General features: G+C 71.6%; 12 protein-coding genes. 6 read left to right on the plus strand and 6 right to left on the minus strand.

Annotation, left to right across the window (positions count from 1 at the left end; all coding sequences use genetic code 11):
- Positions 1-98 precede the first annotated feature (98 nt).
- A complete protein-coding gene (locus ACF1G2_RS12255; RefSeq protein WP_391798216.1) occupies positions 99-1,283 on the plus strand; it encodes a serine hydrolase domain-containing protein in 1,185 nt (394 codons plus the stop codon).
- Here ACF1G2_RS12255 and ACF1G2_RS12260 read toward each other — a convergent pair.
- From ACF1G2_RS12260 to ACF1G2_RS12275, 4 genes are all read right to left on the minus strand, one after another.
- Positions 1,262-1,807 carry a hypothetical protein gene (locus ACF1G2_RS12260; protein ID WP_391798217.1) on the minus strand — a complete coding sequence of 182 codons (546 nt, stop codon included), beginning with the start codon at positions 1,805-1,807 and terminating at the stop codon, positions 1,262-1,264. The two genes, ACF1G2_RS12255 and ACF1G2_RS12260, sit on opposite strands and share 22 nt — an antisense overlap.
- A 30-nt stretch (positions 1,808-1,837) precedes the next feature.
- A complete protein-coding gene (locus tag ACF1G2_RS12265) occupies positions 1,838-2,347 on the minus strand; it encodes an HXXEE domain-containing protein (protein ID WP_391798218.1) in 510 nt (169 codons plus the stop codon).
- Positions 2,348-2,454: 107 nt separating this feature from the next.
- Positions 2,455-3,618: a PotD/PotF family extracellular solute-binding protein gene (locus tag ACF1G2_RS12270; protein WP_391798219.1), complete on the minus strand. Its 1,164-nt coding sequence runs from the start codon at positions 3,616-3,618 to the stop codon at positions 2,455-2,457.
- A gap of 136 nt (positions 3,619-3,754) precedes the next feature.
- On the minus strand, positions 3,755-5,191 hold the full coding sequence (locus ACF1G2_RS12275) for a gamma-aminobutyraldehyde dehydrogenase (RefSeq protein WP_391798220.1): 1,437 nt from the start codon (positions 5,189-5,191) through the stop codon (positions 3,755-3,757).
- A gap of 206 nt (positions 5,192-5,397) precedes the next feature.
- Between ACF1G2_RS12275 and ACF1G2_RS12280 the strand changes: the two genes are divergently transcribed.
- The 5 genes from ACF1G2_RS12280 to ACF1G2_RS12300 all read left to right on the plus strand — a co-directional run bounded on the left by ACF1G2_RS12280 (position 5,398) and on the right by ACF1G2_RS12300 (position 10,670).
- Positions 5,398-5,889: an Lrp/AsnC family transcriptional regulator gene (locus ACF1G2_RS12280; protein ID WP_352191863.1), complete on the plus strand. Its 492-nt coding sequence runs from the start codon at positions 5,398-5,400 to the stop codon at positions 5,887-5,889.
- Positions 5,874-7,253: an aspartate aminotransferase family protein gene (locus ACF1G2_RS12285; RefSeq protein WP_352191864.1), complete on the plus strand. Its 1,380-nt coding sequence runs from the start codon at positions 5,874-5,876 to the stop codon at positions 7,251-7,253. The genes ACF1G2_RS12280 and ACF1G2_RS12285 overlap by 16 nt, the downstream gene beginning before the upstream one ends.
- A gap of 229 nt (positions 7,254-7,482) precedes the next feature.
- Positions 7,483-8,211, plus strand: a complete 729-nt coding sequence (locus tag ACF1G2_RS12290) for an ABC transporter ATP-binding protein (protein ID WP_391798221.1) — start codon at positions 7,483-7,485, stop codon at positions 8,209-8,211.
- Positions 8,193-9,338, plus strand: a complete 1,146-nt coding sequence (locus ACF1G2_RS12295; RefSeq protein WP_391798222.1) for a hypothetical protein — start codon at positions 8,193-8,195, stop codon at positions 9,336-9,338. The genes ACF1G2_RS12290 and ACF1G2_RS12295 overlap by 19 nt, the downstream gene beginning before the upstream one ends.
- A gap of 228 nt (positions 9,339-9,566) precedes the next feature.
- Positions 9,567-10,670, plus strand: a complete 1,104-nt coding sequence (locus ACF1G2_RS12300; RefSeq protein ID WP_391798223.1) for an LOG family protein — start codon at positions 9,567-9,569, stop codon at positions 10,668-10,670.
- A 13-nt stretch (positions 10,671-10,683) separates the two neighbouring features.
- Here the strand turns inward: ACF1G2_RS12300 and ACF1G2_RS12305 are convergent, their stop codons facing one another.
- Both ACF1G2_RS12305 and ACF1G2_RS12310 read right to left on the minus strand, forming a co-directional pair.
- Positions 10,684-11,706 (minus strand): ABC transporter ATP-binding protein, encoded by a 1,023-nt coding sequence (locus ACF1G2_RS12305; protein ID WP_391798224.1) that lies wholly within the window; start codon positions 11,704-11,706, stop codon positions 10,684-10,686.
- Positions 11,706-13,322, minus strand: coding sequence for an ABC transporter permease (locus tag ACF1G2_RS12310; protein ID WP_391798556.1), 1,617 nt, complete (start codon positions 13,320-13,322; stop codon positions 11,706-11,708). Before ACF1G2_RS12310 ends, ACF1G2_RS12305 begins: the two co-directional genes overlap by 1 nt.
- Between the last annotated feature and the right edge of the window lie 23 nt (positions 13,323-13,345).

Below are 13,345 nucleotides of genomic sequence, written 5' to 3' on the forward strand. Positions count from 1 at the left end.
GGCGGGCGAAGATCCCCCGCTCCGGCGATCCGCGGATCGCCGCAGGTCAACAGGATGGGAGTCGTCGGGAACAACGGCTCACACCCACGGAGTTGACCATGAAGAGCAATATGCGCACCCTGCTGGCCGCCGCCCTCGTCCTGGGGGTCGCGGCGGGCCCGGCGGTCCTCCCGGCCGGCGCGGCGCCACCCTCGACGTCCTCCGTCGCCGCCGTCGGCTCTGCGCGTACCGGGGAAGAGGCGCTCGAAGCGGCGATCGCCGGACTGCCCGCGCAGGACGCGACGGCCGCCCTGGTACGGGTCGGGGGCCGCGAAGGCGTGTGGCGCGGCACGTCGGGCGTGCACGACCTGAGGTCGATGCGGCCCGCCGATCCGGATGCCCGGTTCCGCGCCGGTTCGGTGACCAAGGTCTTCACGGCGGCGGTCGCCCTCCAGCTGGCCGCCGAGGGGCGGCTCGACCTGGACCGTCCGGCCCGTGCGTACCTGCCGGAGCTGATCCCCGCCCGGTACGGGAAGGTGACGGTCCGCCAGCTCCTGAACCACACCCACGGGATCCCGGCGCCCGACTTCGCCGGTTCGACGGTCGAGGAGTGGTACGCGAACCGCTTCGAGATCCACGACCCGCGCGCGATGGTCCGCTCGGCGACGGCGAAGCGGCCCGAGTTCGCCCCGGGCGAGAAGCAGCACTACCTCAACATCGGCTACACGGTCGCGGGTCTGCTCATCGAACGGGTCACGGGCGACACGTACGAGCATCAGGTCGCGGCGCGTGTCCTCGGGCCGCTCGGGCTGCGTGACACGTACCTGCCCGGGGCCGACCCGCGGATCCACGGCCCGCACAACCACGGCTACCAGACGATGAAGGCGGCGGACGGCTCGACCGGGCTGCGCGACGTGTCGGTCTGGGGAACCACCGACGGCTGGGCGGCGGGCGACCTCGTCTCCACGACGGCGGATCTGGAGCGCTTCACGCAGGCGCTGTTCCGGGGGCGGGTGGTGCGCGGACCACTCCTGGAGGAGATGTTCACGCTCCCTGAGGTACCGGACTTCAGGAGCGGCGCCCCCGGCGCGTACTCCGTCGGGCTCTCGATGAAGGAGCTCGGCGGGCGGGAGGTGTGGGGCAAGACGGGCGGCCGGTGGGGCTACAACGCGGCGATCGCCTCGACCCGCGACGGCGAGCGCACCCTGGTCTACAGCGTCAACTCGACGGACGCGAAGGGCCAGGACGCGAACCGGGTCGCCCTGGCCCTGATGGTGGCGGCCTACGGCGCGCCGACCGGCTGAGGCTCTTCGGCGACGGCCCGCACCGCTTCGAGACGCTTGATCATCCGTCGTACGACGAGCAGCGGGATCACCCCGAAGACGCCGAACGACATGTCGATGACCGACCACCAGAAGGGGATGTCCCGGATGGGGCCGCAGATCAGGGCGAGCGGGATGATGCCGGCACAGGCGATCATCCCGAACTCGATCACCCAGATGTTCCGTACGGGGTCGCGGTAGGGCCCGTAGAAGGCGACGGCGATGACGAGGTGCGCGAAGGCCAGCCAGTCGGTGCCGTACAGCACGAACGGGTACTGGGCGTCGGCGGCGTCGAGCCCGTCCCGGACGCGCTGGATCCACTCCAGGAGCCCGGGGAAGAGCTCGGCGACCGGCGCGGCCCAGGAGGTCAGCGCGTCCTCGGCCAGGTGAAGTTCGGTGACGAGCGGGAAGGCGGTGAGCCCGCTCACCACCAGACAGACGATGAAGACGGCCAGCCACACACGGATACGCCTGAGAAGGGCTCTCGGCCCCTTCGTCTCGCTCATGACAGCACCCTACGCCCGCCATGAACGCGTTCAAAAACGGGGGTGCCCGGTCACCTTCCGGGCGAGTCCGTGCGCGGCGACGGTCACTCCGGCGGCCACCGCGAGCCCGGTCACCACGTCCCTCGCCCGTGTCGGCCGCAGTACACCGGCCCGCCGCAGCCGGCCCCGTGCCCAGAGGGCGAAGGGGATGACGACCAGCGGCGAGGTGGCAGAGCCGGGTGTGTACCCGCGGACGGCGGCGGCCTGCGCCAGATGGACGAGACCGTGGAGACCGAAGCCGTTCAGCGCGGCCTGGTAGAACGCCGACCGGCCGCCGGAGCGCCGGCCGGCGACGGCCGCGGCGGCCACGACGGCCCCGACCGCGGCCACGGCGACCGCGAACTCCCGCTCGTCCACGCTCTCCGCGGCCTTCCAGACCGCCGCCGGAACCTCCGGAAAGCGCTCACGGAGTTCCGGCAGACACTCCCGGAGCCAGCGGGGCCCGAGGAGGACCTCCTCGGCGTCGTGCAGGGCCCAGGCGGCCAACAGGCCATATGTCACAGCGGAGTTCACAGCCGCGCTCGCGGCATGGCGCGCCGCCGCCTTCGCGGTCGGGTCCGCCGTGGGGTTCGCGTGCGAGTTCGATGTCGGGTTCACCCCCGGGGAACTCACAGCCCGACGATCGAGTTCCACCTCTTCGCGAACTCGGTCCGCTCCTCCGAGGTGATGTCCCGGGCGATCGCGAGGCGTTGCCGCATCGCGTCGTCGGGGAAGATCAGCGGGTCCTCGGCGAGAGCCGCGAGCTCCTCGTCGTCCGAGTCGGCGAGCACGTCACGGGCGGCGGGGACCGGGCAGACGTAGTTGACCCAGGCGGCGAGTTCGGCGGCGACCTCGGGGTCGTAGTAGTAGTCGACCAGCTTCTCGGCGTTGGCCTTGTGCTGGGCCAGGTTGGGGATCATCAGCGACTCGGCCCAGAGCTCGGCGCCCTCCTCCGGGACGACGAACTCGATGTCGGGGTTGTCGGCCTGGAGCTGGATCACGTCGCCCGAGTACGCCTGGCAGGCCAGCACGTCGCCGGTCGACAGGTCCTTGATGTAGTCGTTGCCGGTGAAGCGGCGGACGTGCCGCCTGGCGACGAGCCGCTCGATCTGCTCGCACACCGTGTGGAAGTCGTCCGCCGTCCACCGGGTCACGTCGACGCCGTTGCCCTGCATGAGCAGCGCGAAGGACTCGTCGAGCCCGGACAGCAGCGTGACCTTCCCGCGCAGCTCGTCGTCCCACAGCTCCTTGACCGACCGGATCTCCCGGCCGAGCTTCCCGCGGTTGTACGCGATGCCGGTGATCCCGGACTGCCAGGGAACGGTGTGCCGTCGGCCCTCGTCGAAGGCGGGCGAACGCAGCTGCGGGTCCAGGTACCGGGTGATGTTCGGCTGCGCGGACCGGTCCATCTCCTGCACCCAGCCGAGCCGCACGAACCGCGCGGCCATCCAGTCGCTGACGACGATGAGGTCCCGGCCGGTCTCCTGGCGGTTCATCAGCGCGGGACTGATCTTGCCGAAGAACTCGTCGTTGTCGTTGATCTCCTCGGTGTAGCGGACGGAGATCCTGGTGCGCTCGGAGAACGCGTCCAGCGTGGGCCGCTTCGACGTGTCGTCGTCATCGGTGTCGATGTAGAGCGGCCAGTTGGCGAAGTCGAGCGTGCGGTCCCGCGCGGACAGGTCACGGCCGGCCCGCTCCCCCGGCTCGACGTAGGCGGCCGGCACCCCGCACCCGGCGAGCAGGGCGGCGGCCCCGACGCCCCCCATGCCACGCAGCACGGACCGGCGGGCCATGGTTTTCCTCGCTGTCGCTCTCATCCGAGCAGCATCGCGGGCGGGCCGCGCGGGAACAATCGACGGTCCGTCGACGGAAAGACCGCGGCCCCGACACCCTGTCGATCAAGGGTGCCGGGGCCGTCGGTTCCGGGGACTAGCTCAGGGACGTCATCACGTGCTTGATGCGCGTGTAGTCCTCGAAGCCGTACGCCGACAGGTCCTTGCCGTAGCCGGACTTCTTGTAGCCGCCGTGCGGCATCTCCGCGACCAGCGGGATGTGGGTGTTGATCCACACGCAGCCGAAGTCGAGCGCGCGCGACATCCGCATCGCGCGGGCGTGGTCCTTCGTCCAGACCGAGGACGCGAGGGCGAACTCGACGCCGTTGGCGAACTCCAGGGCCTGCTCCTCGTCACGGAACGACTGCACCGTGATGACCGGTCCGAAGACCTCGTTCTGGACGATCTCGTCGTCCTGCTTGAGGCCGGAGACGACGGTCGGGGCGTAGAAGTAGCCCTTCTCGCCGACCTGGTGGCCACCGGCCTCGACCTTGGCGTGGGCCGGGAGGCGGTCGATGAAGCCGGAGACCTGCTTCAGCTGGTTGGCGTTGTTCAGCGGGCCGTAGAGCACGTCCTCGTCGTCCGGCTGACCGGTCTTCGTGTCCGCGGCGGCCTTGGCGAGCTGCGTCACGAACTCGTCGTGGATGGACTCGTGCACGAGGACACGGGTCGCGGCCGTACAGTCCTGGCCCGCGTTGAAGAAGCCCGCCACCGAGATGTCCTCGACGGCCTTGGCGATGTCGGTGTCCTCGAAGACGACGACCGGGGCCTTGCCGCCCAGCTCCAGGTGGACGCGCTTGACGTCCTTGGCCGCCGACTCCGCGACCTGCATGCCGGCGCGTACCGAACCGGTGATGGAGGCCATCGCCGGGGTCGGGTGCTCGACCATCGCGCGGCCGGTCTCGCGGTCGCCGCAGATGACGTTGAAGACGCCCTTGGGGACGATCTGGCCGATGATCTCGGCGATCAGGACGGTCGACGCGGGGGTCGTGTCCGAGGGCTTGAGGACGACCGTGTTGCCCGCGGCGAGCGCCGGGGCGAACTTCCACACGGCCATCATCATCGGGTAGTTCCACGGGGCGACCTGGGCGCAGACACCCACGGGCTCGCGGCGGACGATGGAGGTCAGGCCCTCCATGTACTCGCCGGCCGAGCGGCCTTCGAGCAGCCGTGCGGCACCCGCGAAGAAGCGGATCTGGTCCACCATCGGCGGAATCTCTTCGCTCGCGGTGAGGGCGACCGGCTTGCCGGTGTTCTCGACCTCGGCGGCGATCAGGTCGGCGGCGCGCTCCTCGAAGGCGTCCGCGATCTTCAGCAGGACCTTCTGGCGCTCGGCGGGCGTGGTGTCGCGCCAGGCCGGGAACGCGGCCGCGGCCGCGTCCATGGCGGCGTCGACGTCCGCCTGTCCGGAGAGCGGAGACGTGGCGAAGACCTCGCCCGTGGCCGGGTTGACCACATCGATGGTCCGTCCGTCGGCGGCGTCCCGGAACTCCCCGTTGATGTAGTTACGCAGCCGGCGCAGCTCGGTGGTCACTTTGCCACCCCTCCTGTCACGTTCTTGGTCGCACTTCGTCGTGCGGCGTCCCGTTTGCTGAGACACCCCAGCCTAATCGCTTCCCTGACGCTTTCGACAGGCCCGACATCCGTCAACTTCGGATTCAGTGCGATCCGCGACCTCAAACAACGAATTTCATCGCTTCGGGCTTGCCAGACCGACGAGTCTCGGTGCAGAGTGAGGGCGTGGCCAGTCAAAGCACGAACTCCAGAACCGGTTCCGGTTCGTCCCCGACGATCGATGCCGTCTCTCTGGCGATCATCGAGCAGCTCCAGGAGGACGGTCGCCGTCCGTACGCCGCGATCGGCAAGGCCGTGGGCCTCTCCGAGGCGGCCGTCCGGCAGCGCGTCCAGAAGCTGCTCGACCAGGGCGTCATGCAGATCGTCGCCGTCACCGACCCGCTCACGGTGGGTCTCCGGCGGCAGGCGATGGTCGGCATCAACGTCGAGGGCGACCTTGATCCGGTCGCGGAAGCACTGACTGCCATGTCGGAATGTGAGTACGTGGTCATGACCGCGGGCTCGTTCGACCTGATGGTGGAGGTCGTCTGTGAGGATGACGACCATCTGCTGGATGTGATCAACAAGCGCATCCGAACCCTCCCCGGCGTGCGCTCCACGGAGAGCTTCGTCTACCTCAAGCTCAAGAAGCAGACCTATATGTGGGGAACTCGATAATCGTGACCCAGGACCTGTCCAAGACCGCGTACGACCACCTGTGGATGCACTTCACCCGCATGTCGTCGTACGAGAACTCTCCCGTGCCCACCATCGTGCGTGGCGAGGGCACCTACATCTTCGACGACAAGGGCAAGCGGTACCTCGACGGACTCGCGGGTCTCTTCGTGGTCAACGCCGGCCACGGCCGCAAGGAGCTGGCCGAGGTCGCGTACAAGCAGGCCCAGGAGCTCGCGTTCTTCCCCGTGTGGTCCTACGCGCACCCCAAGGCCGTCGAGCTGGCCGAGCGCCTGGCCGACTACGCCCCGGGCGACCTGAACAAGGTCTTCTTCACCACCGGTGGCGGCGAGGCCGTCGAGACCGCCTGGAAGCTGGCCAAGCAGTACTTCAAGCTGCAGGGCAAGCACACCAAGTACAAGGTCATCTCGCGTGCGGTCGCCTACCACGGCACCCCGCAGGGCGCCCTGTCGATCACGGGCCTGCCGGCCCTCAAGGCCCCCTTCGAGCCGCTGGTCCCCGGCGCGCACAAGGTGCCGAACACGAACATCTACCGCGCCCCGATCCACGGCGACGACCCCGAGGCCTTCGGCCGCTGGGCCGCCGACCAGATCGAGCAGCAGATCCTCTTCGAGGGCCCCGAGACCGTCGCGGCCGTCTTCCTGGAGCCGGTGCAGAACGCCGGTGGCTGTTTCCCGCCGCCGCCCGGGTACTTCCAGCGGGTCCGCGAGATCTGCGACCAGTACGACGTGCTGCTCGTCTCCGACGAGACGATCTGCGCCTTCGGCCGCCTCGGCACGATGTTCGCCTGTGACAAGTTCGGCTACGTGCCGGACATGATCACCTGCGCCAAGGGCATGACCTCGGGCTACTCCCCGATCGGCGCCTGCATCGTCTCGGACCGCATCGCCGAGCCGTTCTACAAGGGTGACAACACCTTCCTGCACGGCTACACCTTCGGTGGCCACCCGGTGTCGTCGGCGGTCGCCATCGCCAACCTCGACATCTTCGACAAGGAAGGCCTCAACCAGCACGTGCTGGACAACGAGGGTGCCTTCTTCTCGACGCTGCAGAAGCTGCACGACCTGCCGATCGTCGGCGACGTCCGCGGCAACGGCTACTTCTACGGCATCGAGCTCGTGAAGGACAAGGTCACCAAGGAGTCCTTCACGGACGAGGAGACCGAGCGCGTGCTCTACGGCTTCCTCTCCAAGGCGCTCTTCGAGAACGGCCTCTACTGCCGTGCCGACGACCGTGGCGACCCGGTCATCCAGCTGGCCCCGCCGCTCATCGCCGACCAGGGCACCTTCGACGAGATCGAAGGCATCCTGCGCTCGGTGCTGACCGAGGCGTGGACCAAGCTCTGACCCTCCCCGCCGTCCCCGCCCCGCGCGGGGACGCAGGACCTCACGCCGCCCTCACGGCGTGACCCCGGCCCGGGTTGCCGCCATCCGAGTGGATGGCGGCAACCCGGGCCGTGTGCTGTCCGTACAAACGGATCTGAATCCTTACGGTGCCCAGTGACCGACAGGCCCGTCCCTTCGTTCCCTCGGACGGGGGAACGCAAGAATCGGATCCGACATCGAGGTGTACGCGATGGCCCCACCGGACAACGACGTGCTCTGGGCGCGTTCCCTGCACTGCACCCTGGAGGGCTCGGACGTCCTGACCGGCGTCTCCCTGGGGGTGCGCGAGGCCGAGATCCTCGCCCTGGTCGGCCCGCGCGGCAGCGGCAAGACCACCCTGATGCGCTGCCTGTCGGGGCAGACCGTCGCCCAGCAGGGCGAGGTCTGGTTCAACAGCAGCCCCGTGCACACCCTGACGGCGGTCCAGCGCGAACGGCTGCGCCGCGACCGATTCAGCTGGATCGACCCCGAGCCCGGACTCGTACCCGAGCTCACCGCCTGGGAGAACGCGGCCCTGGCGCTCCTGCTGCGCGGGGTCTCGCACCGGACCGCGAAGGCATCCGCCATGGAGTGGCTGGAGCGGCTGGACATCGGCGCCTGCGCCCGTAAGCGTCCGCACGCGCTGACCCAGTCGCAGCGGCAGCGGATCGCCATCGCCCGGGCGCTGGTCACCACGCCGTCCGTGCTCTTCGCCGACGAGCCGACCGCCTCCCTGCACCGCGCCGACGGGGCCCAGGTGCTCCGCACGCTCACGGCCGCGGCCCGCTCGCACCGGATCACGGTGCTGCTCGCCACGCACGACCCGGAGGTCGCCTCACTCGCCGACCGCTCGGTCGCCCTGCTCGACGGCCGCCGGGTGGGCTCCTCGTCACCGGCCAACGGGGCGGAGGGCGTCGCCGCGTGCTCGCTCTCCGTCTAGTCCGCGGCACCCACCCCCTCGTGCTGCTGCGGCGCCTCCTGGTCGCCGCGGCGGCCGCGGGGGTCGGCTTTCTGCTGCTCTGCACGCTCGGGTATGCCGTGGGTCACCCGGACCGGTCGGCCGCCGCGACCCTGCGGCTGCTGTGGTGCGTGGTCCCGATGGCCGCGACCGTGCAGTTCGCGGTCGCCGTCGCCCGTACGGACCCCAGCACCCGGCCGCGCCCCGGGCTCTCGGCGATCGGACTCGGACCGGCCCGGCTCACGGCGATCGCCGCGGCCTCGACGGCCGTCTCCTGCACCCTCGGCTCGATGGTCGCGCTGCTGTTCTACCTGCACCTGCGCGGCGACATCACTGGCCTGCCGTTCGACGGCGCGGCCGCCGAGCTGCTCGCCGCGGGCCGCCCGATCCCGCTCGCCGCCGCGCTCACGCTCCTCGCCGTCCTCCCGGTGTCCGCCTCCACGGCCGCCGGCCTCGCCCTGCGGCCCGGGAAGCGCCCCACGGCCCCCGACGGCGTCGAGCGGACGGCACCCTCGGGACTGCCCTGGGGCGTGGCCCTGCTCGCGGTCGGCCTCGCCGTCGAGACGTACGCGGGGCAGGGCGCCGACGGCGGCGGGCTGCCACTCCCGGGGCGCCTCGACGGCAACCCGGCGGGGGTCCTCGCGGGCTGGATCCTCACCGCGATCGGCCTCGCGATGGCGGGCCCCGGCATCACCCACTGGTGCGGCCGGCTGCTCCAGACGGTCCGCCCGGGCGCGACCCGGCTCCTCGCGGGACGCGTCCTGATGGACGAGTCCCGCCGCATCGGGCGCCCGCTGGGCGTGGTGTGCGCGGTGGCCTCGGGCGCGGTCGCGGCGGCGACGCTGTACGACACGGGGACGGGCGGCTTCGGGCCGCTGACCGGACTGGGCGCGGTGCTGGTGATGACCTGCACCACGGCGACGCTGCTGACGGCGGCCCTGGAGTCCAGGCAGTGCCGCGCCCACACGGCCGAGGCCCTGGTCCGCCTGGGCGCCCCGCCCACCGTGCTCCGCTCGGCGGCACTGATGCGCGCGGGCGCACTGACGGCGGTCTTCCTCCCCCTGACGATCCTGGTCGGCCGCCTGGCAGCGGTCCCGCTGGGGGCGTGAGGGAGGGGGCGCGGGTCCCAGGACTCGGAGGGCGGTCCTCGCATTGCCGCGACGCGGCCCCGGCACCGCGGCGGGACCGGGCGGTCGCCCCGGGGCGCCGTCGCCGGGGCACCCACCGCACCCGCCTGGGCGCCGTCGCCGGGGCACCACCGCACCCGCCTGGGCGCCGTCAACGGGGGGGGCGGCCGCCCGGTTCGGGCCCGCGCCGCAGGGACCTACGCTGGCCCCATGACCCGCCACGAACGCGAGATCCACACACCCGCCGAGTTCGACGCGGTGATCGCCCGAGGGTCTCTCCTCGGGTACCGGGTCCAGTCGGTCGACCTGACCGACCGGACCTTCGCCCTGCTCTCCACCCCCACCGCCGACGCCGTCTTCCTCGGCTGCGCGCTGCAGCCCGAGGCCGCGGCGAAGGTCCGCGCCGACGGGGCGCTCGTCTTCCCGCCCGTGCCGGATCTCCCGTTCGACCCGTACCGCGCCCGGCTCTACTCCCCCGGTGAACTGTTCGACCGCGTCGAGGACGAGGGGTACGAGGCGACCCCCGACTTCCTCTCGTACGACTGGTACCAACGGACGAAGGCCGACGGCGACGTCTTCGCGTCGATGCTCCGCTCCGTCCACGACGACGCGATCTCCGACGCCCTGGACGAGCTGCTCGACGGCGCCCGGGTGGCCGGCGTGATGGGCGGGCACGCGATGGGCCGTGGCGGCGACGCCTACGCCGGAGCGGCCCGGCTCGGCCGGACCCTGGCCCGTACCGGACTCACCGTGGCGACCGGCGGCGGACCCGGCGCGATGGAGGCCGCGAACCTGGGGGCGTACACCGCCCCGCTCGCCGACGACGTCCTCGACGAAGCGCTCGAACTCCTCGCCAAGGCCCCGTCGTTCACCCCTTCCGTCACCGAGTGGGCGCGTGCCGCCTTCGACGTCCGGTCCCGCTGGCCGGAAGGCGGCGACTCGGTCGGCATCCCCACCTGGTTCTACGGCCACGAGCCGCCGAACCCGTTCGCCGGTCACATCGCCAAGTACTTCGCCAACGCCACCCGGGAGGACGGCCTGCTCGCCCGGTGCGACGCCGGAGTGATCTTCCTGCCGGGCGCGGCCGGCACGGTGCAGGAGATCTTCGACAACACGACTCCGAACTACTACGAGTCGCGGGGAGAGCCCACCCCCATGGTCCTGGTGGACACGGCGCACTGGACGGAGCGGCTGCCCGCCTGGCCGCTGCTCCGGTCCCTCGCGGCGGACCGCCCGATGGCGGCGCGCATCGCCCTGGTCGACTCGATCGACGAGGCCCCGGAAGCCCTCCGCCGCCTGAGCCCCGAACGCTGACCACCCGGAGGGGTCAGCCCTCCGGAAGGACCATGACCTCGTCTGCGGCGAAGGTCACGCCCACCACGGCGTCCTCCTCCGGCGCGTCGTGGAGCCTGCACTCCGCCTCCAGGGGCGGTCCTTCGGCCGGACGGAGGAGGAGCGCGACGTGCGTGCCGCGGAACGTGCGGGCCTCGACCGCGCACGCCAGGCCGTCGGCCGGGGGCACCAGCCGGACACCGCCCGGGCGTACGAGGATCTGCCGCGCGCCCTCGGGCGAACCGTCCGGCACCGGGATCTTGCCCCACACCGTGTCGGCGGCCGCGCCGCTCACCGTCCCGGTCACGACGTTGTCGAAGCCGAGGAACCGGGCCACGAACGCGGAGGCCGGCCGCTGCCAGACCTCCAGCGGTGTCCCGGACTGGGCGATCCCGCCGTCCCGCATCACCACGACCCGGTCGGCGAGCGCGAACGCCTCCCCCTGGTCGTGGGTGACGGCGAGCACCGTCGTACCCAACCGGCCGAAGAGGCCGCGCAGTTCGACCACGAGCCGTTCCCGCAGGCCGCGATCGAGCTGACCCAGCGGCTCGTCCAGCATCAGCAGCCGGGGGCGGGGGGCCAGCGCCCGGGCGAGCGCCACGCGCTGCTGCTCGCCGCCGGAGAGCGAGGCGACGGCCCGCCCGGAGGCCCCGGGCAGTCCGACGAGCTCCAGCAACTCCCCTACTCTCGCGTCCCGTTCGACCCGCTCCACCCCGTGCATCCGCAGCCCGAAGGCGACGTTGCCGCCCACGTCCCGCTGGGGGAAGAGCTGGTGGTCCTGGAACATCAGCCCGACGCCGCGCCGGTGCACGGGCACCCCGGTCTGGTCGGTGCCGTCGAGCAGCACCCGCCCGCCGTCGAGCGCCTGGAGTCCGGCGACGGCCCGCAGCAGTGTCGACTTGCCGCTGCCGCTCGGCCCGAGCACGCACACGATCTCGTGGTCGGCCACCTCCAGGTCCACGGAGTCGAGCGCGGCCCGCTCCCCGAACCGTACGGTCGCGCCCTCGATGTGCAGCATCAGAACTCCCCGGAGGCGGTCCGGCCCGCGCGGAGCCGTTCGAGCAGCAGCAGGGACACCGCGCACACCACCATCAGAATCGTCGAAAGGGCCATGGCCTGACCGTAGTTGAGCTCGCCGGGCCGGCCGAGCAGCCGGGCCACGGCGACGGGCAGGGTCGGATTGTCGGGCCGGGCGATGAAGACGGTCGCGCCGAACTCGCCCAGGGAGACCGCGAAGGCGAACCCGGCAGCGATGAGCACGGCCCGTCGCACCAGCGGCAGATCGACCTCGCGCCAGGCCCGCAGCGGCGAGGCGCCGAGCACGGCGGCCGCCTCCCGCAGCCGTTCGTCGACGGCACGCAGGACGGGTAGCATCGTCCGTACGACGAAGGGGACACCGACCAGCGCCTGCGCGAGCGGCACGAGGATCCAGCTCGCCCGCAGGTCGAACGGCGGCTCGTCGAGCGTGATCAGGAAGCCGAAGCCGACGGTGACGGCGGAGACCCCGAGCGGCAGCATCAGCAGCGCGTCGAAACCGCGCACCAGCCGGCCGGCCCGCCGGGTCAGGGCGGCCGCCGCGAGGCCGCCGATGACGAGGGCGAAGGCGGTGGCGACCAGGGCGTACCGGAGAGAGTTCCCGATCGTGTCCACCATGGGCACCAGGAAGGTGCCGGACGGGTCGACGGACTGCAGGGCCCGGTAGTAGTCGAGCCCGTACCCGCCCGGGGTGTCGAAGGACCGCTCGACGAGCACGGCGAGGGGCAGCACCAGCAGCAGGACGATGGAGACCAGGACGCCGCCGAAGAGCGCCCACTGGCCGAAGCCACTGGGCCGCCGCGCGGTCTGCTCGGGCGCCACGAGCTTCAGGGCCGTCTCCCTGCGCCGTACCGTCCGGGCGTGCACGGCGAGGACGACGCCGACGGCCACGAACTGGACGAGGGTGAGGACGGCGGCCGTCGTCAGGTCGAAGCGGTCGACCGTCTGCCGGTAGATCTCCGTCTCCAGGGTGGAGTACGCCGGTCCGCCGAGGATCTGGACGATGGCGAAGGATCCCGCGGTGAACAGGAACACCATCAGCGCGGCCGCGGCGACGGCGGGAGCGAGCGCCGGCAGGGTCACGGTCCGCCAGGCGGTGAACCGGGAGGCGCCGAGGACGCGAGCGGCCTCCTCCTGGCGCGGGTCGAGCTGCGCCCACAGGCCGCCGACCGTCCTGACGACGACGGCGTAGTTGAAGAAGACGTGCGCGAGGAGGATCGCCCAGACGGTGGTGTCCAGGCGCACGCCCCACAGCTCGTCGAGGAGCCCGCCGCGTCCGACGAGCGCCAGGAAGGCCGTACCGACCATGACGGTCGGCATCACGAAGGGCACGGTGACGACGGCGCGCAGCAGCCCCTTGCCGGGGAAGTCGAAGCGCGCGAAGACGTACGCGCCGGGCAGTGCGATCAGCAGCGTCAGCGCGGTGGAGGCGAGCGCCTGCCAGAGCGTGAACCAGAGGACGTCGAGGATCTCCGGCCGGCTGAGCGTCTCGCCGAACCGGTCGAACCGCCAGGCGCCGTCGGCCCGCAGCCCGCGTTCGACGATCGAGGCGACGGGCCAGGCGAAGAAGAGCGCGAAGAAGGCGACGGGCACGGCCATCAGGCCGAGCCGCGCCGCGCTCC

This window comes from Streptomyces sp. NPDC013457 (assembly GCF_043089925.1).
Taxonomy (GTDB): Bacteria; Actinomycetota; Actinomycetes; order Streptomycetales; family Streptomycetaceae; genus Streptomyces.

What these genes read in the sequence shown, in the direction of transcription:
- ACF1G2_RS12255 (WP_391798216.1), top strand. Translation starts at nt 99, where the DNA reads ATGAAGAGCAATATGCGCACCCTGCTGGCCGCCGCCCTCGTCCTGGGG.
- ACF1G2_RS12260 (WP_391798217.1), bottom strand. Translation starts at nt 1,807, where the DNA reads ATGAGCGAGACGAAGGGGCCGAGAGCCCTTCTCAGGCGTATCCGTGTG.
- ACF1G2_RS12270 (WP_391798219.1), bottom strand. Translation starts at nt 3,618, where the DNA reads ATGGCCCGCCGGTCCGTGCTGCGTGGCATGGGGGGCGTCGGGGCCGCC.
- ACF1G2_RS12290 (WP_391798221.1), top strand. Translation starts at nt 7,483, where the DNA reads ATGGCCCCACCGGACAACGACGTGCTCTGGGCGCGTTCCCTGCACTGC.
- ACF1G2_RS12300 (WP_391798223.1), top strand. Translation starts at nt 9,567, where the DNA reads ATGACCCGCCACGAACGCGAGATCCACACACCCGCCGAGTTCGACGCG.
- ACF1G2_RS12305 (WP_391798224.1), bottom strand. Translation starts at nt 11,706, where the DNA reads ATGCTGCACATCGAGGGCGCGACCGTACGGTTCGGGGAGCGGGCCGCG.
- ACF1G2_RS12310 (WP_391798556.1), bottom strand. Translation starts at nt 13,322, where the DNA reads ATGGCCGTGCCCGTCGCCTTCTTCGCGCTCTTCTTCGCCTGGCCCGTC.